Origin of the sequence: Streptomyces rectiverticillatus, from assembly GCF_013394065.1 — a bacterium.
Classification (GTDB): domain Bacteria; phylum Actinomycetota; class Actinomycetes; order Streptomycetales; family Streptomycetaceae; genus Streptomyces; species Streptomyces rectiverticillatus.
The window spans coordinates 6,379,275-6,402,603 of sequence record NZ_CP040752.1; the positions used below are offsets into that span (position 1 = coordinate 6,379,275).

Annotated in this window: 22 protein-coding genes; 7 read left to right on the top strand and 15 right to left on the bottom strand. The window is 75.4% G+C overall.

Annotated features, from left to right (window positions below; translation table 11 throughout):
- Positions 1–29: 29 nt before the first annotated feature.
- The 4 genes from egtD to egtA are packed head-to-tail and all read right to left on the bottom strand — an operon-like array spanning position 30 to position 4,409.
- Complete coding sequence (gene egtD, locus FGW37_RS27655; protein ID WP_179083540.1) at positions 30–998, bottom strand: L-histidine N(alpha)-methyltransferase; 969 nt, start codon at positions 996–998, stop codon at positions 30–32.
- The gene (gene egtC / locus FGW37_RS27660) at positions 995–1,750 is read right to left on the bottom strand and encodes an ergothioneine biosynthesis protein EgtC (RefSeq protein WP_179083541.1); all 756 of its coding nucleotides are present in this window, start codon (positions 1,748–1,750) and stop codon (positions 995–997) included. Before egtC ends, egtD begins: the two co-directional genes overlap by 4 nt.
- Positions 1,750–3,075, bottom strand: coding sequence for an ergothioneine biosynthesis protein EgtB (gene egtB / locus FGW37_RS27665; RefSeq protein WP_179083542.1), 1,326 nt, complete (start codon positions 3,073–3,075; stop codon positions 1,750–1,752). The genes egtC and egtB overlap by 1 nt, the downstream gene beginning before the upstream one ends.
- Positions 3,072–4,409: an ergothioneine biosynthesis glutamate--cysteine ligase EgtA gene (gene egtA, locus FGW37_RS27670; protein WP_179083543.1), complete on the bottom strand. Its 1,338-nt coding sequence runs from the start codon at positions 4,407–4,409 to the stop codon at positions 3,072–3,074. The genes egtB and egtA overlap by 4 nt, the downstream gene beginning before the upstream one ends.
- A 95-nt stretch (positions 4,410–4,504) precedes the next feature.
- Here egtA and FGW37_RS27675 point away from each other — a divergent pair, with 95 nt between their 5' ends.
- Entirely contained in the window at positions 4,505–5,806 is a 1,302-nt protein-coding gene (locus FGW37_RS27675; protein WP_246430600.1) for a cytochrome P450, read from the top strand.
- Here FGW37_RS27675 and FGW37_RS27680 read toward each other — a convergent pair.
- The 4 genes from FGW37_RS27680 to FGW37_RS27695 all read right to left on the bottom strand — a co-directional run bounded on the left by FGW37_RS27680 (position 5,784) and on the right by FGW37_RS27695 (position 10,033).
- Positions 5,784–6,539 (bottom strand): bestrophin-like domain, encoded by a 756-nt coding sequence (locus FGW37_RS27680; RefSeq protein WP_179083544.1) that lies wholly within the window; start codon positions 6,537–6,539, stop codon positions 5,784–5,786. The two genes, FGW37_RS27675 and FGW37_RS27680, sit on opposite strands and share 23 nt — an antisense overlap.
- Before the next feature lie 85 nt (positions 6,540–6,624).
- The gene (locus FGW37_RS27685) at positions 6,625–7,431 is read right to left on the bottom strand and encodes a hypothetical protein (RefSeq protein ID WP_179083545.1); all 807 of its coding nucleotides are present in this window, start codon (positions 7,429–7,431) and stop codon (positions 6,625–6,627) included.
- Between the two features lie 152 nt (positions 7,432–7,583).
- Positions 7,584–8,390, bottom strand: a complete 807-nt coding sequence (locus FGW37_RS27690) for a crotonase/enoyl-CoA hydratase family protein (RefSeq protein WP_246430601.1) — start codon at positions 8,388–8,390, stop codon at positions 7,584–7,586.
- On the bottom strand, positions 8,387–10,033 hold the full coding sequence (locus FGW37_RS27695; protein WP_179083546.1) for an acyl-CoA dehydrogenase family protein: 1,647 nt from the start codon (positions 10,031–10,033) through the stop codon (positions 8,387–8,389). The genes FGW37_RS27690 and FGW37_RS27695 overlap by 4 nt, the downstream gene beginning before the upstream one ends.
- Before the next feature lie 110 nt (positions 10,034–10,143).
- On the opposite strand from FGW37_RS27695, the gene FGW37_RS27700 reads away from it, so the two are divergent.
- From FGW37_RS27700 to FGW37_RS27725, 6 genes are all read left to right on the top strand, one after another.
- On the top strand, positions 10,144–10,932 hold the full coding sequence (locus FGW37_RS27700) for a PaaX family transcriptional regulator C-terminal domain-containing protein (protein ID WP_179083547.1): 789 nt from the start codon (positions 10,144–10,146) through the stop codon (positions 10,930–10,932).
- A 141-nt stretch (positions 10,933–11,073) separates the two neighbouring features.
- Positions 11,074–11,316 (top strand): hypothetical protein, encoded by a 243-nt coding sequence (locus FGW37_RS27705; protein ID WP_179083548.1) that lies wholly within the window; start codon positions 11,074–11,076, stop codon positions 11,314–11,316.
- 90 nt (positions 11,317–11,406) lie between these two features.
- Positions 11,407–11,622, top strand: coding sequence for a dodecin (locus FGW37_RS27710; RefSeq protein WP_179083549.1), 216 nt, complete (start codon positions 11,407–11,409; stop codon positions 11,620–11,622).
- Positions 11,623–11,827: 205 nt separating this feature from the next.
- Positions 11,828–12,526: a response regulator transcription factor gene (locus FGW37_RS27715; protein WP_058042757.1), complete on the top strand. Its 699-nt coding sequence runs from the start codon at positions 11,828–11,830 to the stop codon at positions 12,524–12,526.
- A gap of 17 nt (positions 12,527–12,543) precedes the next feature.
- A complete protein-coding gene (locus FGW37_RS27720; protein ID WP_425506600.1) occupies positions 12,544–14,037 on the top strand; it encodes an ATP-binding protein in 1,494 nt (497 codons plus the stop codon).
- Positions 14,034–14,588, top strand: a complete 555-nt coding sequence (locus FGW37_RS27725; RefSeq protein WP_179083550.1) for a hypothetical protein — start codon at positions 14,034–14,036, stop codon at positions 14,586–14,588. The genes FGW37_RS27720 and FGW37_RS27725 overlap by 4 nt, the downstream gene beginning before the upstream one ends.
- Positions 14,589–14,658: 70 nt before the next feature.
- On the opposite strand, the gene FGW37_RS27730 is transcribed toward FGW37_RS27725, so the two are convergent.
- The 7 genes from FGW37_RS27730 to FGW37_RS27760 all read right to left on the bottom strand — a co-directional run bounded on the left by FGW37_RS27730 (position 14,659) and on the right by FGW37_RS27760 (position 23,316).
- A complete protein-coding gene (locus FGW37_RS27730; RefSeq protein ID WP_179083551.1) occupies positions 14,659–15,408 on the bottom strand; it encodes a polysaccharide deacetylase family protein in 750 nt (249 codons plus the stop codon).
- 131 nt (positions 15,409–15,539) lie between these two features.
- Entirely contained in the window at positions 15,540–17,807 is a 2,268-nt protein-coding gene (locus FGW37_RS27735; RefSeq protein ID WP_179083552.1) for a heavy metal translocating P-type ATPase, read from the bottom strand.
- 155 nt (positions 17,808–17,962) lie between these two features.
- The gene (locus FGW37_RS27740) at positions 17,963–18,469 is read right to left on the bottom strand and encodes a MarR family winged helix-turn-helix transcriptional regulator (RefSeq protein ID WP_058042761.1); all 507 of its coding nucleotides are present in this window, start codon (positions 18,467–18,469) and stop codon (positions 17,963–17,965) included.
- 71 nt (positions 18,470–18,540) lie between these two features.
- Positions 18,541–20,154 (bottom strand): FUSC family protein, encoded by a 1,614-nt coding sequence (locus FGW37_RS27745; RefSeq protein WP_179083553.1) that lies wholly within the window; start codon positions 20,152–20,154, stop codon positions 18,541–18,543.
- A 21-nt stretch (positions 20,155–20,175) separates the two neighbouring features.
- The gene (locus FGW37_RS27750) at positions 20,176–21,198 is read right to left on the bottom strand and encodes an acyl-CoA dehydrogenase family protein (RefSeq protein ID WP_179083554.1); all 1,023 of its coding nucleotides are present in this window, start codon (positions 21,196–21,198) and stop codon (positions 20,176–20,178) included.
- Between the two features lie 64 nt (positions 21,199–21,262).
- Positions 21,263–22,423 carry an acyl-CoA dehydrogenase family protein gene (locus tag FGW37_RS27755; RefSeq protein ID WP_179083555.1) on the bottom strand — a complete coding sequence of 387 codons (1,161 nt, stop codon included), beginning with the start codon at positions 22,421–22,423 and terminating at the stop codon, positions 21,263–21,265.
- Entirely contained in the window at positions 22,423–23,316 is an 894-nt protein-coding gene (locus FGW37_RS27760) for an enoyl-CoA hydratase (RefSeq protein WP_179083556.1), read from the bottom strand. Before FGW37_RS27760 ends, FGW37_RS27755 begins: the two co-directional genes overlap by 1 nt.
- Between the last annotated feature and the right edge of the window lie 13 nt (positions 23,317–23,329).

The following is a 23,329-nucleotide window of genomic DNA, read 5'->3' on the forward strand; positions in this document are numbered from 1 at the left end:
CCGTTCGCATCACCGTTCACACCGGGAGGCTAACCGGCGGCGGGCGCCGACAGCGACAGGGCGAACCGCCCTTCCTCGTCCGTCCACCAGTGGGTGGTCTCCAGGCCGGCCGCCGCCAGCTCGGCGCGCACCCCGGACTCGCGGAACTTGGCGGAGATCTCCGTGCGCAGCTCCTCGCCGGCGGCGAAGTGGACGGCGAGGTCGAGCGCGGGGATCTTGGCGACGAGGGCGGCGCGGGCCCGCAGCCGCATCTCGATCCACTCCTGCCGGGGGTCCCACAGGGCGACGTGGTCGAAGTCGTCCGGGTCGAAGTCGGCCTCCAGCTCGCGGTTGATGACGGTGAGGACGTTCTTGTTGAAGGCGGCGGTCACGCCCGCCGCGTCGTCGTAGGCCCGCAGAAGCGTGCGCTCGTCCTTGACCAGGTCCGTGCCGAGCAGCAGCGCGTCGCCGGGGGCGAGTTCGGCGCGGACGGCGGCGAAGAAGGCGGATCGTTCCTGCGGGCGCAGGTTGCCGATCGTGCCGCCGAGGAAGGCGAGCAGGCGCGGCGCGGGGGTGGCGGGCAGGTGCAGGCCGTACTGGAAGTCGGCGACGAGGGCGTGCACCGTCAGCTCCGGGTGGCCGGCGAGCAGGCCCTCGGCCGCGCCGGTCAGGGCGCTCTCGCTGACGTCGACGGGCACGTAGTGGTCGAGGGAGGCCAGGGCGCGGATGAGGTGGCGGGTCTTGTCGGAGGAGCCGGAGCCGAGCTCCACGAGGGTGCGGGCGCGGGTGGCCGCGGCGATCTCGTCCGCGCGGGCGATGATGATCTCCCGTTCGGCGCGCGTGGGGTAGTACTCGGTCAGGCGGGTGATCTCGTCGAACAGCTCGCTGCCGCGCGCGTCGTAGAACCACTTCGGCGGGAGCTCCTTGGGCGTGCGGGTCAGGCCCGTGGCGACGTCGGCGCGCAGGGCGGCGGCGGTCGCGTCGGCGGGGAGGGTGCGGGTCAGGGCGAACGGGCTCACGGGCAGGGCTCCTTGAGCGGTGACAGGGTGACGTCGGTGCGGGTCGCGGTGAGCAGGGTGCGGTCGGGGACCTCGGTCCAGCGCGGGTCGTCGTCGTAGGGCTCGGAGGCGACGGCCGTGCGGCCGCCGGGGTCCGCCAGGTACCAGAGGGTGTCCCCCCAGGCGGTGGCGGCGATGGAGGTGCCGTCCGTGAGCAGCAGGTTGAGCCGGGATCCGGGGGCGGCCTCGGCGAGCTCCGCGACGGTGTCGGCCAGGGCGCCGCCGGGGGCGTCCCCGCCGCGCAGCCGGTGCTCGACGAGGGCCCACACGAGGGCCGCGTCGCAGCGGGCCGCGAGCCGCAGGAGCGCCTCGGGGGGCAGCAGGGCGGCGAGCGGCGCGGCGGTGTCCGGCCAGCCGGCCACCGCGCCGTTGTGGCTGAAGAGCCAGGGTCCGGCGGTGAAGGGCGCGGCGGCGGCCTCGCCGTCCGCGTCCGCCGCGGTGGCGTCCCGGACGGCGGCGAGCAGCGCGCCGGTGCGGACGACCCGGGCGAGGTCGGCGAAGGACAGGTCCGCCCAGACGGGTCCGGCGCGCCGGTAGCGGGCGGGCACGGGGTCGCCTTCGGCGTACCAGCCGACGCCGAAGCCGTCCGCGTTCACCGTGCCGTGGCGCTGCCGCCGCGGTGCCCAGGACTGGCGCACCAGGGAGTGCGGCGGATCGGCGAGGCTCGCGCCGAGGGGCTCCTGCGGGCCCAGGACGGCGATGTGACGGCACATCAGGCGGGCTCGGCGTCGCGTGCGGTGCGCAGGCCGGCGAAGATCTGCCGGCGGACCGGCAGGTCCCAGTTGCGGAAGGTGCCCCGGCAGGCGACCGGGTCGACGGCGAAGGACCCGCCGCGCAGCACCTTGTGGGCGCTGCCGAAGAACACTTCCGAGTACTCCCGGTAGGGGAAGGCCCTGAAGCCCGGGTAGGGCAGGAAGTCGCTGGACGTCCACTCCCACACGTCGCCGATCAGCTGCCGGACGCCCAGCGGCGAGGCGCCCCCGGGGTAGGCGCCGACGGGCGCCGGGCGCAAGTGGCGCTGGCCGAGGTTGGCGTGGTCCGGAGTGGGGTCCGCGTCGCCCCACGGATAGCGCAGGGAGCGGCCCGAGCCGGGGTCGTGGCGGGCGGCCTTCTCCCACTCGGCCTCGGTGGGCAGCCGCCGCCCGGCCCACGCGGCGTAGGCCGCGGCCTCGTACCAGCTCACGTGCAGGACCGGCTCGTCGGGCGGTACGGGCTCTACGGTGCCGAAGCGCCGCCGCAGCCAGCCGGAGCCCGAGCGCCGCCAGAACAGCGGGGCCGTCAGCTCGTGGGTGCGGACGTGCCGCCACCCCTCGGGATGCCACCAGCGCGCGTCCCCGTAGCCGCCGTCCTCGATGAAGCGCAGATAGGCGGCGTTGCTCACGGGCAGCGTGTCGATGAAGAACGACGGCACGAAGCGGTGGTGGGCGGGCCGTTCGTTGTCCAGGGCCCACGGCTCGGCCGAGGTCCCCATCGTGAACGGGCCTCCCTCGACCAGCACCTCGGACGGCAGCAGCGCGGCGTCCGGCGGGGCGGGCGGCGGCTCGGGCGCACCGAGCGCGGCCGGGCCCCGGCGCAGCTGGTGAGTGATCAGCATGGTCTCGTCGTGCTGCTGCTCGTGCTGGGCGATCATGCCGAACGCGAACCCCGAAGCCGTCAGCGGGCGGCCGTTGAACGGGGTCGCCTCCAGGACGTCCAGGACCCGGCCGCGGACGTTCGCGACGTAGCTGCGCGCCTCGGCGGGCGGCAGCAGCGGCAGCGCGGGCCGCGCGGCTCTCGGGTGCTCGAACGCGTCGTAGAGCGGGTCCAGTTCCGGGCGCAGCGCCTCGTGCCCGCCCACGGCGCGCAGCAGCCACTGCTCCTCCTGGTTGCCGATGTGCGCCAGGTCCCACACCAGCGGGGACATCAGGGGCGAGTGCTGGGCGGTCAGGTCGCGGTCGTCGACGCAGCCGGTGAGGAGCCCGGTGCGCGCACGGGCGCGGAGCAGGGCGCCCGTGGCGCGCCGGCGGAGGACGTCGGGGTCCGGGCCGGGTGCGGTCATGCGGGGCTCTCCTTGCCGGTGGCGTGGTCCTCGCCGGCGCGCGGGGCCTTGCCGCCGGCCCGGTACCCGCCGGTGAACCGGTCGAGGAGGTCGTCGGCGGGGCAGCGGCCGCGGTCGACGTACCGCCCGGTGAAGGCGTCGACGGCGTCCAGGATGCGGGGGCCCGCGCCGAGCCGGGGCAGGGCCTCGCGGGCGGCGGCGAAGCAGGTGACGGCGGCGGCCTGCAGCTCGGGGTCGGCCAGGCCGTGGCGGGCGGCGTTGCGCCAGAGCGCGTTGCGCGGCGCGGGCTCCGGGCCCGCCGTGTCCGCGAGGGCCTTCACGGCCCGGTAGGAGGTCTCGGCGGCCACGGGGTCGTCGAAGAGGGCGGCCGTGACGGCCAGCGGCACCAGCCAGCCGTCCTCGCCGGGCTGCGCGTCGATCATGCGCAGCTCCAGGTGGCCCCGGGGCCGCACCGGGGGGAACAGCGTGGTCAGGTGGTAGGCGACGTCGTCGTCGGTGGCGGGCCGGGGGTGTCCCGTACGGGTCCAGCCGCGCAGGTCCAGGCCCCAGGGCGGCTCCCACGGGCCCTCGTCGCCGGACCGCACGCACATGATCCGGGCGTCCAGGGCGTACGCGGCCCACGCCGCCCGCGGGTCGAAGTCCTCGGCCGGGGCCAGGGTGCGGCCGGGGTCCATGCGCTCGTAGCAGGCCTGGCGGGTGGAACGCCAGCCGGTGGGGCGGCCCCCGTCGAGGGGGGAGTTGGCGAACGCGGCGACGAGGACGGCGCCCAGCAGGTGCGCCAGCCGCCAGCGCCGGCCGAAGCCGAGCGGCCCGGGCTCCTCGTGCCCGGCGTCCACGCAGACCTGCACGGAGGCGGTCTTCGTCATCACGGTGCGACCGGCGCCGCCCCAGTGGTCGTGGAAGTCCTCCATGGCCCGGTAGCGGGGTGTGGTGAGGACGCGGCGCGGGGGGTGCCAGGGGTCCTTGCCGTAGCCGGCGAGGGAGAGGCCGAGGGAGCGGAGCACGGGGCGGGCAGTGGCCAGATCGGCGGAGACTTCCTCCGCACAGGCGGTGAGGGACTCCGCGGGCCGGGAGCTGAACTCCAGCTGGCCGCCGGGCTCGATGGTGATCAGGGACTTCAGGGGCAGTGTCCGCAGCCGGTCGGCGGCGGCTGCCAGGAGGCGGGGGGAGACGGGCCGGGAGGGATCCTGCAGGTCGTGGACGAGCCATTCCAGCTCGACGCCGAGGAACCGCGGCGGGCCCGTCTTGAAACAGATCCCGCGGACCAGGGCGTCCGCCTCGGCCTCGTCGACGACGCGGGGCGGGCCCGCCCTGCAGGGCCTGGTTTCCGTCACTGTCCGTACCTCCGTCCGCCGTACCGGCCGATGGTCACCCCCATATTGTGGCGAGCCCTTGACCCGCCCGCCAGAGGAGGGTCTACGGTCCCCGCGTGACCGTAGAACAGGTGACCGCCGACGTCTTCCTGCCCGGCACCTACGCCCGCGGCGTGCCGTACGCCCGCTTCCGGGAGCTGCGGGAGAAGAGCCCCGTGTGCCGGATCGGCGAACCGGCCGTCGGCCCCTGGCCGCCGGGCCCCGGCTTCTGGGCGGTCTTCCGGCACGCCGACGTCAAGCACGTCCTGCGCAGCCCCGAGACGTTCTCCTCGCACCTGGGCGCCACCCAGCTGCGCGACCCGGACACCGAGGCGGACCTGCGGTTCGTCCGGACCACGATGCTCAACCAGGACCCGCCCGGCCACGGCCGGCTGCGCCGGATCGTCGCCTCGGCCCTCACCCCGCGCGCCGTCCGCGAGCTGGAGGCGGTGATCGATGCGCGGGCCCGGGCGCTGGTCGAGCGCATCGCGGAACGCGGCGAGGCGGACTTCGCGGAGCTCTCCGCGGAGCTTCCCGTGCACACCCTGGCGCACGTCCTGGGCGTGCCGCAGCAGGACGGGGCGCTGATCCACGACTGGGCGAACCGGATCGTCGGCTACCAGGATGCGGACTACGCGCTGTCGGACACGGCCGTCCGGGAGGGGCTCACCCCCATGGGGCGTGCGGCCCTCGCCCTCCGCCCCGCCCCGCGGACCCGTCCCGACGGCCGTCCGGTCAACCCCCGTTCGCGCGAGGCCCTGGCCGACATGTTCCACTACGCCCACGCCCTGGCCGAGCGGCCCGCGCCCGGCAGCGTGATGGCGCTGATGCGCGAAGGCGGCCTCACCCGGGACGAGTTCGAGATGATGTTCTTCCTCTTCGCGGTCGCGGGCAGCGAGGCCCCGCGCAATGCCTTGCCCGGCGGCCTGCTGGCGCTCCTCGACCACCCGCACCAGTTCGCGCTCTTACGCAGCCGACCGGAGCTGATCCCCTCGGCCGTGGAGGAGATGCTGCGCTACTGGCCGCCGGTCGTGCACTTCCGGCGCACCGCCGCCCGCGACACCGAGCTCGGCGGGCGGCTCATCCGGCGCGGCGAGAAGGTCGCCGTCTTCCACCCCTCCGCCAACCGCGACGAGCGCGTCTTCCCCGACCCGGACCGCTTCGACGTCACCCGCACCCCCAACGACCACGTCAGCTTCGGCTACGGGACACACTTCTGCCCCGGCGCCCACCTCGCCCGCGCCCAGATGCGCGCCGTGCTGCGGGCCGTCCTGGACCGGCTGCCCGGCCTGGAGCGGGCGGGCGAGCCGGTGCGCCTGACGTCGAACTTCCAGAACGGCCTCAAGCACCTGCCCGTCAGACGGCGAACAGATCGGTGAACGGCCCGGTGGATTCGGCGACGGTGTGGCCGAAGGGCGAGTTGAAGTCCCAGATCAGGAAGAGCAGGAAGGCGATCAGGGCGCTGTAGAGGCCGGCCAGCAGCAGCTCGCGCGGCGAGCGCCGGATCTGCAGCGTGAAGATCATCCCCACCGCGATCAGCGCGCCCGCGACCAGGCCGAACCACACCACGCCCGGCATGGTGTCGCCCGCGTTCTGCCCCCGGGCGTTGCGCGCGGCGTCCGCAGCGCCGATCTGGTCCAGCAGCGGCTGGTAGGACTGGCCCTCGTGATCGTTGCGCGGCTCGTACGAGGTCAGGTCCTCGCGCACCTTGTCCAGCAGCAGGGCGCCGCGGTCGGTCAGCTCGCCGCGCTTGAGCATCACCGGCCACTCCTTGTGCACCACGTAGCTCACGTAGGTGTTGACGTCCTCGCGCGTGCGGTCCCGGGCCGTCGGCGCGTACGCCTGCACCCGCTCGGTGACCTCGTGCAGTGCCTGGGCCTCGGCGCGGACCTGGTCCTGGGCGCTGTTACGGGCCTCCCAGACGCCGGCGATGGCCAGGCCCAGCACGATGGCGTAGACGACGCCCATCATCATCGTCATGTACTCGATGACGTCGGGCGTCTCGCTCGGGTCGTCGTCCTCGCCGCGCCTGCGCTCCCGGAGCACGGTGATGGTCAGCACGACCGCGCACGCCGCGGCCATGGCGAGGACCAGGACCAGCCACTCGGACAAGGGAAACCTCCGGAAGACGAGAGCGGGGAAGCGGGAACGGGACGGCGGCGGTGCGGACGTACCGCGCCTCAGGGGCGTACGGACGTCAGGAGCGGCGACCGCCGCCGCCACCGCCGCCGCGCGGCCGCAGCATCGCCGCGGCGAGCACGGCCGGTGCGGTCAGCAGCAGGGTGAGGGTGACCAGGGACGCCCCGCCCTCGGGCGGATGCGCGGCGGACGCGTGGTAGGCGCGCGGAACGATGTGCGGGGGCGCGGGCGGGACTTCGGGCGCGGGTGGTGGTTCACTGCGCGGGGCGGCGAGCTGCCGCGGTGCCGGGGGCGGCGGAGGCGCGGGCCGGGGCGCCGGAGCGCGCAGTTGCGCCGGTGCCGGGCGGGGCGGGGGCGGCGGTACGTACTCGGGCGGCGTGGGGGCGGGCACGGGCGGTCGCGGGGCGGCCGGGGTGACCGGGCGCGGAGCCCGGCCGCATCCGATGACGATCGTGGCGGAGGCGGCGCCGGCACGGGCTCCGACCCTCAGGCAGCCGGGCCGGTGGTCGATCCCCGCGGCGGCGGCGTCGCCGCCGGGGCCGCCGGTCCCGGCACGGATGCGGCCGTGACCGGGGACACCGCCCGGGACGGGAAAGCCGAGCCGCCCGCGAGCGCCGCCGTGCCCCGGAGCGCCGTCGGGTCCGGGGTCGAGGTCGTACGTGACAGTGCCGGAGCCCGGGCGGAGGCGGGAGACGCCGCGCAGGGTCTCGGCCGCCGGCCCGGGCGCCGGGCGCTCCCCGCCGGCCCGGACGGGCCCGCCGGGACCGGGGTCGTCGGCCCCCGGAGCGGGGCCGGCCCCGGTCGTCGCCATTACGGCCGCGAAGGCCACGATCCCCGCGCGCCCGGCGCGCACCCATCCGCTCACGGGGAGATCCTCGCGGTCGTCCAGCCCTCAACTGCCCTACGAGGGGGCCAATCCCATCGAAGGGGTGAAGAACTGTGTGGTTTATGTGCGGGGGTTCACCCCGGGTGGGCCGTCCTGTCAGCCGTCCGTGCCGGCCGTTCGTGCCCGCCGTCTCACAGGTCCGTGAAGTCCCCGTGCCGGCCCGCGCCCGCGGCGAAGCGCGCGGCGCCCTCGACGGCCCCGGCCAGCGACGCCCGGCCGTACGTGAACTCGGCCGCCATCGCCTGCTCTTCGGTGAGGCCCTCCTGGTCGAGCACGGAGGCGCGGTCGCCACGCAGGCAGCCCTGGGGGAACCGGGCGATGTCCGCGGCCAGTTGCTCCGCGGCGGCGCGGGCCGTGCCCGTGGGGACCACGCGGTTGGCGAGCCCCGTCGCGTACGCCTCGGCCGCCGGAACCGGGCGGCCCGTCAGCACCATGTCCATGGCGCGGCTCGTGCCGATCAGGCGGGGCAGGCGGACCGTGCCGCCGTCGATCAGCGGTACGCCCCAGCGGCGGCAGAAGACGCCGAAGACGGCGTCCTCCTCGGCCACGCGCAGGTCGCACCAGAGCGCCAGTTCCAGGCCGCCCGCGACCGCGTGCCCGCTGACCGCCGCGACGACGGGCTTCGACAGCCGCAGCCGCGTGGGGCCCATCGGGCCGTCCCCGCCGGCCTCGACGCGGTTGCCGCGCTCGCCGCCGAACGCCTTCAGGTCGGCCCCGGCGCAGAAGGTGCCGCCCTCGCCCCACAGCACGGCGACGAGGGCGCTCTCGTCCGCCTCGAACGCCCGGAAGGCGTCGGCCAGTGCGGCGGCGGTCCGCCCGTCCACGGCGTTACGGGCCTCCGGGCGGGAGAGGACGACGGTGGTGACCGGTCCGCGGCGCTCCGTGCGCACGGTCGCGTCCGGGGTCGTGGCGGCCGGGGGTTTCGCGGCCGGGGTCACAGCGCCTCCTTCAGCAGCGCGCGGTCCAGGATCGGCCCGAGGTCCGTGCCCGGCGGCAGCGTGCCGAAGGCGTTGCCCCAGTCCGCGCCCAGCCGGGAGGCGCAGAAGGCGTCCGCGACGGCGGGCGTGCTGTGCCGCACGAGCAGGCTGCCCTGCAGGACGAGCGTCAGCTGCTCGGCCAGGCGCCGGGCCAGGAGCTGGGCGCGGCCGGGGTCGGTGAGCTCCCCGAGCAGGTCCCGCAGGCGCGCGGCGGCCGCGTCGAGCCGGGGGTCCGCGCCCGCCGCTTCGCCGACCTCCGCGAAGTAGGCGTCCAGGGCGGCCGGTTCCTTCGTCAGAGCCCGCAGGACGTCCAGGGCGGCGACGTTGCCCGAGCCCTCCCAGATGGACAGCAGCGGGGCCTCCCGGTAGAGCCGCGGCATGCCGGACTCCTCCACGTAGCCGTTGCCGCCCAGGCATTCGAGGGCCTCCGCGGCGTGCGTGGCGCCGCGCTTGCACACCCAGTACTTGCCGGCGGCGAGGCCCAGGCGGCGCAGCGCCGACTCGGCGGCGTCCCCGGCCTCGGAGCGGTCCAGGGCCGCCGCGAGACGCATCGCCAGCACGGTCGCGGCCTCCGACTCCACGGCGAGGTCGGCCAGGACGTTGCGCATCAGGGGCTGGTCGATCAGCTCGGCGCCGAACGCCTTGCGGTGCGCGGCGTGGTGCAGGGCCTGCCGCAGCCCGGCCCGCATGCCGGCCGCGGAGCCGATGACGCAGTCGAGCCGCGTCATGTTCACCATCTCGACGATCGTGCGCACGCCGCGCCCGGGCTCGCCGACCGGCCAGGCCACGGCCTGCTCGTACTCGATCTCGGCCGAGGCGTTGGAGCGGTTGCCGAGCTTGTCCTTGAGCCGCTGCAGGTGCATGGCGTTACGGGTGCCGTCGGGCAGCACGCGCGGCATGAGGAAGCAGGTCAGGCCTTCCGGAGCCTGGGCGAGGACCAGGAAGACGTCGCTCATCGGCGCGGAGGTGAACCACTTGTGGCCGGTGATGATGTACGAGCCGTCGCCCGCGGGCACGGCCGTGGTGGTGTTGGCGCGGACGTCCGAGCCGCCCTGCTTCTCCGTCATCGACATGCCTGCGATCAGGCCCTGCTTGCCGAGCGGCGGGCGCAGCCCGTAGTCGTAGGTGCGGGAGGCGAGCAGTGGCTCGTAGGCGGCGGCCAGTTCCGGCTGGGCGCGGAGTGCGGGGACGGCGGCGTACGTCATCGAGACGGGGCAGCCGTGGCCGGGCTCGGCCTGGGCCCACACGTAGAACTTCGCCGCGCGCACCAGGTGGGCGCCGGGGCGGGCCTCGGCCCAGGGGGCGGCGTGCTGGCCGCTCTCGACGGCTGCGGCCATCAGCCGGTGCCAGGCGGGGTGGAACTCGACCTCGTCGATGCGGTGGCCGTAGCGGTCGTGCGTGCGCAGCACCGGGGGGTGTGCTTCGGCCGTGCGGGCCCACTCCTGCACCTCCTCCGTGCCGGCCCGGGCGCCGAGCTCGCGGACCCCGGCCTCGCCCCACGCGCCGCCGTCGCGGCGCAGGGCCTCCAGCAGGGCGGGGTCGTCGGCGGTGGTGAAGCCGGTCAGGGGCGGGGCCTGGTTGAACACGTCGTGCGTGGCGCTCATGGCGACCTCCGGGCGGGCTGTTCGGCAGGGCATGGGGCGTGGGACGTCGGGCGGTATTACAGTTTCATGATGCGTGATGAAGGACTGTAATGGATAGGGTTGGCCCAGCCATGGACGACACCGTTGCCGTTTCCCCCGCCGCTACCGCTGCTCCGGCCGCTCCCGCCGCTCCGGCCCTGCGGCCCCTGACCGCGCGCTCGGTCGTGCTCTCCACCCTCCTCGGGCACCACCCGCCCGCGCTCCCGGCGCGCGCCCTCGTCCGCGTGGGGGAACTGTTCGGGACCGCGGAGGGGACGGTGCGGACGGCCCTGACCCGGATGGTCGCCGCGGGCGACCTGGAGCAGCACGAGGGCACCTACCGGCTGACCGACCGGCTCCTCGCCCGTCAGGCCCGGCAGGACGACAGCCGCGCGCCCCGCACCCGGCCGTGGGACGGCGGCTGGGAGATCGCCGTCGTCACCCCCGAGCGCCGCAGCGCGGCCGACCGCGCCGCCCTGCGCCAGGCCATGGCAGCGCTCCGCCTCGGCGAACTCCGCGAAGGCTGCTGGATGCGCCCCGCCAACCTCCTGCGCGACCGGCCGCCGGTCGTCACCGCCCAGTGCACGCTGCTGACGGGCGCGCCGGAGGGCGACCCGGCGCGGCTCGCGGCGGCCTTGTGGGACCTGGACGGCTGGGCCTCGCGCGCCCGCTTCCTGGAGTCCGCCCTCCGCGAGGACCGCACGGCGGCCCTCGCGGAACGCTTCACGGTCTCGGCCGCGGTCCTGCGGCACCTGCTGTCGGACCCGGTCCTGCCGCGGGAGCTGCTGCCGGCGGACTGGCCCGGGGCGGAACTGCGGCGCCGCTACGAGGCGTTCGACCGCGACTTCCGGGCCCTGCTGCGGCACCACATCGGCATCTGAGCCGGACCGGTAACGCGGGTCGGCACCTGAGCGGACCGGCATCCGGCCGGGTCGGCACCCGAGCCGGGCGCCGGTCGGCGGGGTGTTCCCGCGGCACGGCGCGGGTAGGCTGCGGCTGCCCGGCGACAAGGAGGCCCTGCCATGTCCGACCAGGAAGCGGAAGCGACGGAGGCCCCCGAGCCGTCCGGGACGCTGGAGCTCGCCGACCGCGACGGCATCCTGTCCCTGACCCTGTCGGGCGGGGAGGTCATCCCCAAGAACATCCCCGTCCTGGACGAGTCGGGCAAGCTCCTCGCGGTCTACACCGCGGGCCCGCCCACCCCGCCCTCAGCCGAGGCCGCGCCGGACGTCCTGGCCGAGCGCACGGTGGTCGACCTGACGTGAGCCGGGCGCGGGCGCTCGCCTCGCGCGCGGGCGCGCGGTGAGCCACGGTGGTGGGGACCGCACCAGCCCACACTTCCTGGAGCAGCGCCCATGACGCACCACACCTACCGCGTGACCGAGATCGTCGGCTCGTCCCCGGACGGCGTCGACAAGGCCGTCCGCAACGGCCTCGACCGCGCCTCCCAGACCCTCCGCAACCTCGACTGGTTCGAGGTCACCCAGATCAGGGGACACCTCGTGGACGGCGCGATCGGCCACTACCAGGTGGGCCTGAAGGTCGGCTTCCGCCTGGAGGAGGGCGACTGAGGCCGCTGCGGCCCGGCCCGTCCCGGCCCGGCCCGTCCCGGCCCGGAGAGCCCCGGACGGAGCAACGCGCGGCACGGGTGAAGCGCAGCGCGGCGCGAGTGCAGCGACCCGCGGGGCACCGGTGAATATGAGCAATCCGTGACAGTTCTGCCGTTCGGAGGCCCGTGCGGCGCACGAGTGTGCAGAGGGGAACGATACTGTCCGCATGTCACGGGTACTGCTGATCGAGGACGACCGCGCGGTACGGGACGCCGTCACCCTCACCCTGCGCCGCCGCGGCCACGAGGTGGAGGGCGCGGCGACCGGTGGGGCCGGGCTCGCCGCCATGGACACGTTCCGGCCCGACCTCGTCCTGCTCGACCTCATGCTGCCCGACATGAGCGGCTTCGAGGTGTGCCGCCGCATCCGCGCCACCCAGCAGATCCCGATCATCATGCTCACCGCGCGCGGCGACGACATAGACGTCGTCCTCGGCCTCGAAGCCGGCGCCGACGACTACATCGTCAAGCCCGCCCGCGGCGAGGTCCTGGAAGCCCGCATCCGCGCCGTGCTGCGCCGCGCCGCCCCCGGTGACGGCGGCCCGGACCCGGCCTCCCTCCAGCCCGTGGAGATCCACGGCGACCTGACCGTCGACCGCAAGGGCCTGCTCGTCGCCAAGCACGGCCAGGACCTGCCGCTCGCCCCCTCCGAGCTGAAGCTGCTGCTGTACCTGTCCGCCACCCCGGGCCGCGTCTTCAGCCGCCAGCAGCTCCTGGAGCACGTGTGGGAGCACAGCTACCACGGGGACGCCCGCCTGGTGGACGCCTGCGTGATGCGCCTGCGCACCAAGGTCGAGGACTCCACCCGGTCGCCCAAGTACATCCAGACCGTCCGCGGCTTCGGCTACCGCTTCGGACCCCTGTGAGGCGGCCCGCCCTGCGCATGCCGGCCCTGCGTATGCCCGTCTTCCGCATGCCGGTCCTGCGCCGGCCGTCCCTGCGCGCCGTCGCGGCCGGCCTGCGCGCCCGCCTCGTCCTGGCGTTCCTGCTGGTCGCCGCGCTCAGCGCGCTCACCACGGCGGCGCTGACCTTCCGCGAGGCCCGTACGGCCATCCTCAAGCGCACCCAGGACACGGCCATCGAGGCCCTGCGCTCCCAGGTGAACTCGCAGGTGCCGGACTACGCCTTCCCGCTCTCCCAGCAGTCCCTCCAGGACCTCCAGCACCGGCTCAACGCCGCCGGCAGCGCCCAGCGCTGGACCGTCCACGTGCGCTACCGCGGCAGCGGGCTCGTGCCCGGCGGCGACCACGGCCGGATCATCCCGCGCGGCGTCCAGGAGAAGGTCCGCGCGGGCATCCCCGCCTTCCAGCGCCTGGACAGCGGCGGCGACCCCTGGCTGGCCATCGGGCTGCCGGTCACCTACCGCGGCAGCAGCGAGGCCTCCGGCCTGGAGGTGTACGCCCAGATGCCGCTCCGCGAGGACGAGGCGAACGTCCAGGCCCTGGTCAAGGCCGCGCAGAGCGGCGCCCTGCCCGCGGTCGCCCTGGCCGCCGTACCGGCCCTCATCGCCGCGCGCGGCGTGCTGCGGCCCGTGCGCGAACTGCGCCGCGCCTCCCGCAAGCTCGCCGCCGGCGAGCTGGACACCCGGCTCAAGGTCACCGGCCGCGACGAGCTCGCCGACCTCTCGCGCACCTTCAACGACATGGCCGAGGCCCTGGAGGAGAACGTCGCCGAGCTGCGCCGCATGGAGGCGAACTCGCGGCGCTTCGCCGCCGACGTCTCGCACGAGCTGCGCACGCCGCTGGCCGCCATGACCGCCGTCGTCGACGTCCTCGACGACGACGCGGACTCCCTCGACCCCGACACCGCCTACGCCGTCCGCCTCATCAGCGAGGAGACCGGCAAGCTCGCCCGGATGGTCGAGGACCTGATGGAGATCTCCCGCTTCGACGCGGGCGCCGCGGCCCTCCACCTCGACGAGGTCGACGTCTCCGAGACCGTCCGCAAGACCCTCCAGGCCCGCGGCTGGCAGGACAAGGCGGCCGCCGACCTGCCCGAGGGCGTGCGCGCCCGGCTGGACCCGCGCCGCATCGACGTCGTGGTCGCCAACCTCGTCGGCAACGCCCTCAAGCACGGCGGCGAACCGGTGGACGTCGCGGTCCGGGTGGCCGGGGAGGGCACCGGGCGGAGGCTGCTGATCGAGATCGCGGACCGCGGCGAGGGAATCGACCCCGAGGTGCTGCCGCACGTCTTCGAGCGGTTCTTCAAGGCGGACTCCGCCCGCGCCCGCTCCGAGGGCAGCGGCCTCGGACTCGCGATCACCCTGGAGAACGTACGCCTGCACGAGGGCACCGTGCGGGCCGCCAACCGACCCGGAGGAGGCGCGGTGTTCACTGTGGATCTGCCGCTGCGGCAGGGCGGGGGAGAGGCGGCGTGAAGGCGCGACGAGTACGCCGCGCCGCCCCGGCCGCCCTGCTGGCCGCGGCGCTCACGGGCTGCGGCGTCACCACCACCGACGTCATCGACGTGGGGCAGCCCGCCACGGGGGCCAAGCGGCAGGGGGAGGTCAACTCGGCCGAGGCCAAGCTCTACTTCATGTCGCCCACCGGGGTGACGCAGGTGACCCGCCAGGCCAAGGCCAAGCTCGGTGCCGAGGACGCCGTCGCCCTGCTGCTGGACGGGCCGGACGAGGACCAGCGGATCCGGGGGTTGTACACCGACGTGCCCAAGATGAAGGGCGAGGTGCACGTCACGACCGGGACCCTCCGGGTGAGCATCCAGATGCCGTTCAACGTCCTGCGGCTCTCGCCGGTGGCCCGGAGCCAGTTCGTCTGCACGGCGGCGGCCAACGAGGTGCCCCGGGGGCGGCAGATCCACGACGTGAAGGTCGAGCTCAGCGGCGGCAGTTACGTCATCACCGACCTGGTCTGCGACAGCAACCAGGCCTTCCCCGCGGCGAAGCTGCCCACTCCGGCACAGTCCCGCTGAGCCGGGACGGGGCCGGCTCGGCGGGACCGGCCCGGGCGGAGGTCCGGGCCAGGTCCGGGCCAGGTCCGGGTCAGGTCCGCGGGAAGCTGAAGGCGTAACCCTCCTGCTTGAGCTTGGGCAGCAGCCGTCCGAGGGCCTCCACGGTCTGGGCACGCGGGCCGCCGGCGTCGTGCATCAGGATCGTCGGGCCCTTGCCCAGCTGGCGCTCGACGGTGTCGAGGATCTTCTCGACGCCCGGGCGCTCGAAGTCCTTGGTGTCCACGTTCCAGCCGAGCGGGCGCATCCCGTGCTCGGCGGCGATGCGCCGGCTGTCCGGGGTGAACGCCCCGCCGGGGGCCCGGTAGTAGCGCACGGGCTCGCCGCCCGAGGCCTCCTCGATGAGCCGTCGGGCGTCCAGGATCTCCTTCTCCTGGTACGCCACCGGCTTCTTGTCCATCCTGGTGTCGTGCGACATGGAGTGGTCGCACAGCCGGTGGCCCGCCGCGACGACCTTCCCGACGAGGTCCGGGTGCTTCTGCGCGTTGGGCCCGGTCATGCAGAACGTGGCCTTGGCGCCGTACTCCTTCAGCACGTTCAGGACCTTGGGCGTCCACGTCGGGTCCGGGCCGTCGTCGATCGTGAGGTTGACCGCCTTGCCGGAGTCCTCCGGCAGGTGCTCGATCTCCTGACTGACCGTCCTGCCGGGCGCGGGCCTGTCCGCCGCCTGGGAAGTACCGCCGCTCTCGCGGTCGTTGACGGCCACGGCGAGCGTCCCGGCGGCTATCGCGAAGACCGCCGCCGTGGCCGCGATCCGGTTCCTGTGCTTCTTCGGCAGCGCCATGGCGTCGCCCCGCCCTCCCTCTCGGTGTCCCTTACACCGAGTGAGAGGGCGGGGGCGGGGACGAGCGTTGCGCTTGTTACGAATTGCTCACGTACCCGGCATCGGGGGCTTATGCGTGAGACCGGGCGCCGTCAGCCCGTGGGGCGGAAGCCCCGCAGCCGCAGGCTGTTGCCGACGACGAAGACCGAGGAGAAGGCCATCGCGGCTCCGGCGATCATCGGGTTGAGCAGCCCCGCGGCCGCCAGCGGCAGGGCCGCCACGTTATAGGCGAAGGCCCAGAAGAGGTTGGCCTTGATGGTGCCGAGCGTCCGCCGGGCGAGGCGGATGGCGTCGGCGGCGGTACGCAGGTCGCCGCGGACGAGGGTCAGGTCGCCGGCCTCGATGGCGGCGTCGGTGCCGGTGCCCATGGCCAGGCCCAGGTCGGCCTGGGCGAGGGCGGCGGCGTCGTTGACGCCGTCGCCGACCATGGCGACCGAACGGCCCTCGGCCTGCAGCCGCTTGACGACGTCGACCTTGTCCTGCGGCAGGACCTCGGCGATCACCTCGTCGATGCCGGTCTCGGCGGCGACCGCTTCGGCGACGGCCTTGTTGTCACCGGTGAGCAGGACCGGCGTGAGGCCGAGCGCGCGCAGCCGCCGGACGGCCTCGGCGCTGGTGGACTTGACCGCGTCGGCCACCTCCAGCACCGCGCGGGCCTCGCCGTCCCAGGCGACGACGACGGCCGTGCGGCCCGCGGCCTCGGCGGCGTCCTTCGCCTCGCGCAGCCCGGCCGGCAGGCCCATGGCCCACTCCGCGAGCAGCTTCTCCCGGCCGACGAGGACGGCGCGGCCCTCGACGACGCCCTGGACGCCGAGGCCCGGGAGGTCGGCGAAGTCCTCCGGTACGGGCAGCGTGCCGACGCGCTCGGCGGCGCCCGCGGCGACAGCCCGGGCGATGGGGTGCTCCGAGGCGTGCTCCAGCGCGCCCGCCAGCCGCAGGGTGTCGGTCTCGCTCACGCCGTCGGCGGTGCGGACGGCGAGCAGGGTCATGCGGCCGGTGGTCACGGTGCCGGTCTTGTCGAGGAGGACGGTGTCGGCCTTGCGGGTGGTCTCCAGGACCTCGGGGCCCTTGATGAGGATGCCGAGCTGGGCGCCGCGGCCGGTGCCGACCATCAAGGCGGTGGGCGTGGCGAGCCCCAGGGCGCACGGGCAGGCGATGATCAGCACGGCCACGGCCGCGGTGAACGCGGCGGTCGCTCCCGCCCCGGTGGCCAGCCAGAACCCGAGGGTCGCGAGCGCGAGGACGATGACGACGGGTACGAAGACGGCGGAGATGCGGTCGGCGAGGCGCTGGGCCGCGGCCTTGCCGTTCTGCGCGTCCTCCACGAGCTTCGCCATCCGGGCCAGCTGGGTGTCCGCGCCGACGCGCGTGGCCTCGACGACGAGGCGGCCGCCCGCGTTGAGCGTGGCGCCGGTGACCGCGTCGCCCACGCCGACCTCGACGGGGACGGACTCGCCGGTGAGCATCGAAGCGTCCACGGCGGAGCTGCCCTCGACGACGGTGCCGTCGGTGGCGATCTTCTCGCCGGGCCGGACGAGGAAGCGGTCGCCCACTGCCAGGCCGGAGACCGGGATGCGCTCCTCCCGCCCGCCCCGCAGAACGGTGACCTCCTTGGCGCCCAGCTCCATCAGGGCCCGCAGTGCGGCCCCGGCCTTGCGCTTGGAGCGGGCCTCGAAGTAGCGGCCCGCCAGGATGAAGGCGGTGACGCCCGCGGCCGCCTCCAGGTAGATGTTCTCCGCGCCGTCGCCGCGGGTGACCGTCAGGTCGAAGGAGTGCGTCATGCCCGGCATGCCGGCGTCGCCGAGGAACAGCGCCCACACCGACCACAGGAAGGCCGCCGAGGTGCCGACCGAGATCAGGGTGTCCATGGTGGCCGCGCCGTGCCGGGCGTTGGTGAACGCGGCGCGGTGGAAGGGCCAGGCGGCGTACGTGACGACGGGCGCCGTCAGGGTCAGCGACAGCCACTGCCAGTACTCGAACTGCAGGGCGGGCACCATGGCCAGCAGGACGACGGGGACGGCCAGCGCCACGGCCGTGATCAGCCGCTGCCGCAGCGTGCGCAGCTCGTCGCCCTCCCCGGCGGGCCGCCCCTCCTGCGCACCGGCGGGCGCCGCCTCGGCGGGTGCGGGCGGCTCGGCGGTGTAGCCCGTGGCGACCACCGTGGCGATCAGGTCGTCCACCGAGACGCCCTCGGCGTGGAAGACCCGGGCCTTCTCGGTGGCGTAGTTGACGGTGGCCTCGACGCCCTCCATGCGGTTGAGCTTCTTCTCGATCCGGGCGGCGCAGGAGGCGCAGGTCATGCCGCCGATGGCGAGTTCGACCTCGGCTGTGCCGGTGGTACTGCTCGTCGTGGTGCTCATCCGCGCTCCTCGTCCGTTCCCCTCATACCCCTAGGGGGTATCTCCTCTCTCCATGTATACCCCTGGGGTGTATCGATCGCAAGGGGGAGGAACGACTTCGGGCCGTACCCCCCAGGGGTACGGCCCGAAACAGGCGGTGCAGAAGGTGCCGGAGGTCAGGGCTGGAGGCCGCCGAGCCGCCCCTCCAGCAGGACGAGCAGCTCGGCGAGCGTCGCGGCGAGGTCGGCCCGGCGGTCCTCGCCGAGCCCTTCGAGGAGCGCGCTCTCGTAGCCCAGCTGGTGCGGGATCAGCCGGTCGATGAGCTCCCGGCCCTCGTCCGTCAGGGACAGGTGGGCCACCCGGCGGTCGCGCTCGTCTGCGCGGCGGGCGACCAGGCAGCGTGCTTCGAGCACCCGCAGCCGCTTGGTGACGGCCGCCCCGGAGGCGAAGGTCTCCCGTGCGATCTGGCCCGGGGTCAGCTCCCGGCCCGTGCGCCGCAGGGTGCCGAGGATGTCGAACTCGGCCCGCGTCAGGCCCTCGCGCACCAGCGGGGCGTCCGTGGCCTGCTGGAGCAGCGCCGCGCAGCGGTTGAGCCGGCCGATCACGGCCATCGGCGCGGTGTCGAGTCCGGGGTGGACCTGCTGCCACTGCCGCAGCACGCGCGCGACGATGTCCTCGGTCACGTTGTGATCCTTTCCAGTCGGTGCTCCGGGTAGATTCTGCCGTCCCGCCGCTGACCGTCCGGAGGGAGCCCTCACATCAGCGTCGCGCCACTGCCTGGCGCGCGCCCTCGGGCGAGTGCGGCCAGCGCCCGGTGGCCGTCGTTCTCGGCGCGGGCCACCCGCTCCCCGGGAGCGGTCCGCCGCCACTCGCCGGCCGCGGCGTCGGCCGCCTCCCGCAGGTCGACCAGGGCGGCCGCGAGCCGGTCGCGGGCCCGGTCCGCCTCGCGGGCGCCGGCACCCGCCGCCACGGCGAGGGCCGCGGCGTGCGCCTCGGACACCCGGACCACGGCGGCGTCGACCCGGTCCGCCGCCCGCCGGTTGGTCACCAGCGCACAGGCGAGCAGGCCCGCCGCCGCGCCGACGAGCGTATCGGTCCAGCGGTCGCCGACGAGCTCCCCGGCGGGGCTGCTGCCGCCGAATTCGGTCAGCAGCAGGGCCATCGGGGTGACGCAGACCGTGCCGAGCCAGTAGTTGCGGGAGATGAGTGCCTCGGCGCCGGCGAGCAGGACGAGAACGGCCAGGACCATGGCCGCCTGGCCGGTGCGCATGAGGGGCACCAGCGCGGCGAAGAGCGCGACGCCGAGGAGGTTGCCCAGCACCCGCTGCAGCGCGCGCTGCCAGGACGGCGCGCCGCCTGCCTGTACGACCGAGGCGGCGCTGACCACGGCCCAGTACGGGTGGCCGACTCCGCAGGCGAGCGAGGCCCAGCCGGCCAGGGCGGAACCGGCGAGCACGCGGGCGCCCGTGGGCAGCAGCAGGGACAGCGGGAGGGGTCCGGGTGGCATCGCACCCGGGCCGGGGGCGGCAGGCGCGTCCCAGGGCAGGGCGCGGCCCTTGCGCAGGGCCCGGGCCCAGGCCTGCCAGGGCCCGCTGTCCGGGGCGGTGCCCGCCGCGGGGCGCGGGTCCGCGTCCGTACCGCCGCGGCCGTGCCCGGCCGCCTCCCTGCGGACGAGCTCGTCGTGCACGTGGGCGCGCACCGTCGCAGGGGCGCGCAGCAGTGCCTGCCAGGCGGCGTGGCGCGCGCGGGCCGTGTCCGCCGGGTTCGCCGCCTCCGCCGTGTTCGCGCGGGCCAGCCGTGCCGCGGCCTCCAGGGCGCGGGCGGCGGCGATGCGCTCGGGGCCGTGCGGGCGGACGAGGGCGGGCGCCATGCAGACCAGCCAGGCCCACAGGCCGCAGGCGAGCGTCAGGCCGACGTGGAGCGGGAGGTCCGCGGCGCGCTGCGGCGCGAAGCACGCCGACGCCGTGACGAACGTGAGGACGACGTGGCCCGGCGGCCCGGTGCGGAAGGCGTCGCAGGCCGTCTTCTGCGCGGCGGCGAGCACGGCGGCGACCGCCACCAGGACGGCGGGGGAGGGCGTCAGGACCGCGGCGGCCAGGGCCGCGCCGACGCCCGCGGTCATGCCGAGCACCACCAGGGCGAGGGTGCGGGCGCGCGCCGCGTACGGGCGGTCGTGGCCGAAGAGCGCGCACAGGGCTCCGGCGGAGGTGTAGAGCGCGAGATCCAGCCGGCCGGCGGCGAGCAGGGCGGCGTACGGGACCGCCATCGCCACGACGCCGCTGAGGGCCGACTTGTACCAGATGTCCGCAGGCCGGCCGATCCGGAGGGCGGCGTGCAGGGGCCCGGGCAGCGGGGAGCGTCTGAGCATGGCAGAAGATTAGCAAGTGTTTTACAAGAAAAATAAATCGAGGGTGCGGGCCCGGCAGCCCGCCGGCGTCCCCCAGGCCGAGCGCAGCGCCCGCGCCTTGCCCAGCCACAGCGACAGGTCGTACTCCGCGGTGTAGCCGATCGCGCCGTGCAGCTGCAGGGCGGCCCGGGCCCCGGCATAGGCGGCGTCCGACGCCGCCGCCTTCGCCGCGGCGACCTCCGCCCCGGCTCCCGGCCTCCCCGCCGCCAGGGCCACGGCCGCGCCGTACACGAGCGGCCCGGCGAACTCCAGGCCCACGCGCACGTCCGCCAGCCGGTGCTTGACCGCCTGGAAGGCGCCGACCGGTACGCCGAACTGCTTGCGCTGCCGCACGTACCCCACCGTCCGCTCCAGCAGGGCCAGCCCCACGCCCAGCACCTGCGCGGCCGTCGCGAACGCCGCCCAGTCGGCGGCGAGCCGCGCCGCCTCGCGCACCGCCCGCCCCGCGGCCACCGGCTCCGCACCGCACCGCGGCAGGGCGAGCCGCCGCGCGGGGTCCAGCGAGGGCTGGACGGGGCCGTGGCCGGTGGCCAGGAAGAGGTCGTCCGGGCCGCCCGGCGCGACGAACACCCCGTCGCACACGTCCGCGTCCAGCGCGTACGGGCTGCCGCCCGGTGCGCCCGGCAGGGCCGCCGTCACCCGGGCCCCGCCGTCGCACACGCGCGGCAGCCAGGCCTCCGCGAGGACCGGCCGGCCCGCCTCGGCCAGCCGCGCCAGCAGCACCGACACGGCGGCCGTCTCCACGACCGGACCGGGCACCGCGTGCCGGCCCAGCTCCGTGAAGGCCACCGCCGCCTCCACCGGCAGCGGCCCCGCGCCGCCGAACGCCTCGGGTACGGCCAGCCCGAAGACCCCGGCCCGCGCCAGCCGCTCCCACACCGCGAGCCCCGGCCCGTGGTCGCCCCGCGCCCAGGCCCGTACGGCCGCCGGGGTGTCCGCCGCGCTCAGCATCCGCCCGAGCGTCCGCCCGAACTCCCGCTGCTCGTCGTCGAGTGCGAACCTCATGCCGACCGCCCCCGTACGGCACGCGCCCACGCCCGTACGGCCGGCGGAACGTCCCGTACACCCCTCATGCCCGCCGCCCCTTCGGAAGCCCCAGCAGCCGCTCCGCGACGATGTCCCGCTGGATCTCGTTCGTGCCCGCGTACACCGGCCCCGCCAGGGCGAAGACGAAGCCCTCCGCCCAGCCGCCGTGCGCCGGGGCGTCGCCCGCCGGGCCGGCCAGTTCGCCGTACGGGCCGAGCAGGTCGAGCGCCGTCTCGTGCAGTGCCAGGTCCAGCTCCGACCAGAACAGCTTGGTGAGGCTCGGCTCCGCGCCCCGCGGCCCGCCCGCCGCGCACGCGTACCCGTACAGCTGGTAGGCGCGGGCCCGCACCACCGCGTCGGCCACCCGGTCGCGCAGCGCCGTGTCCCCGGGGTCGGCGGCCACCCGCCACAGGGCGACCAGCCGGCGCGCGGCCGCCACGTAGCGGCCCGGGCTGCGCAGGGTGAGGCCGCGCTCGCTGCCCGCGGTGCTCATGGCGACGCGCCAGCCGTCGCCGGGCGTGCCGACGACGTCCCGGTCGGGCACGAACACCTCGTCCAGGAAGATCTCCGCGAACGCGGGCCGGCCGTCGAGGCGGCCGACCGGGCGCACCCGCACCCCCTGCGCGTCCAGCCCGAACATCGCGTAGGTCAGGCCCTCGTGGGGCCGGCCGGCGCTCGCGTGGCTGCGGAACAGCCCGAAGGCGCGGTCGGCGAACGCGGCCCGCGACGACCAGGTCTTCTGCCCGCTGAGCAGCCAGCCGCCGGCCGTGCGCACCGCGATCGACCGCAGGGACGCGAGGTCCGACCCGGCCTCGGGCTCGGACCACGCCTGCGCCCACACCGTCTCCCCGCTCGCCATCGCCGGCAGGATCCGGGCCCGCTGCTCCTGCGTGCCGTGTTCGAGGAGGGTCGGGGCGAGCAGGCCGATGCCGTTCTGGGAGACGCGGGCGGGTGCGCCCGCCGCCCAGTACTCCTCTTCGAAGACCAGCCACTCCAGGAACGAACGGCCCCGGCCCCCGTACGCGGCCGGCCAGGAGACGGCCGACCAGCGGCCCGCGTGCAGCGTCCGTTCCCACGCGCGGTGTTCGGCGAAGCCCTCCTCGGTCTCCAGCGAGGCGAGCGGCGTCCGGGGGACGTGGCCGGCGAGCCAGGCGCGGGCCTCCGCGCGGAAGTCCTCCTGCCCGGGCGTGAGGTCCAGGTCCATCAGGCGCCGTCCGTCCCGGCCGCCCTCGCCTTCATCGTGCGCACGTCCATCCCGGCGAGCGGGCCGGCGGAGGTCTCGGCGTTGTGCGCGTGCGCGAGGTGGTGCAGGGCGAACGCCGCGTCGAGACCGCCGTGCAGGCCCTGGAGGTCCTCGGCCTGGTTGACCGCGCGCTTGGCGAGGGCGAGGCCCATGCGGGGCATCGCGGCCACGCGCCCGGCGAGTTCGCGGGTGCGGGCGGCGAGCTGCTCGCGCGGCACCACGCGGTTGACCATGCCGAGCTCGCGGGCGCGGTGCGCGCCCATCCGGTCGCCCGTGTAGAGGAGTTCCTTCGCGACGCGCGGCGGCAGCACCCAGGGGTGCGCGAAGAACTCCACGCCGGGGATGCCCATCCGGACCACCGGGTCGGCGAAGAAGGCGTCCTCGCTCGCGACGATCAGATCGCAGACCCAGGCCAGCATCAGGCCGCCCGCCACGCAGGCGCCCTGCACGGAGGCGATGAGCGGCTTGGGGATCTCGCGCCAGCGGCGGCACATGCCCAGGTACACCTCGGACTCGCGCGCGAAGCGGCTCTCCGCACCGGCCTTGTCCGAGTGGTCCCACCACAGGCCCGCCCGGCGGGGGTGCGGCAGGTGGGCGTCGCGGCCGGGTGTGCCGATGTCGTGCCCGGACGAGAAGTGATCGCCCGCGCCCGCGAGGACGATCACCTTGACCTCGTCGTCGCCCGACGCCTCGTAGAAGGCTCCGTCCAGGGCGTACGTCATCGCGGAGTTCTGGGCGTTGCGGTACGCGGGCCGGTTCATGGTGACGGTCGCGACGGGGCCGCTGCGCTCGTAGCGCACCACGGGGCCGGCGGGGACCTGCCGGCCGTCGGTCGTCACAGGGTCAGTGGCCATCAACCATCCTTCC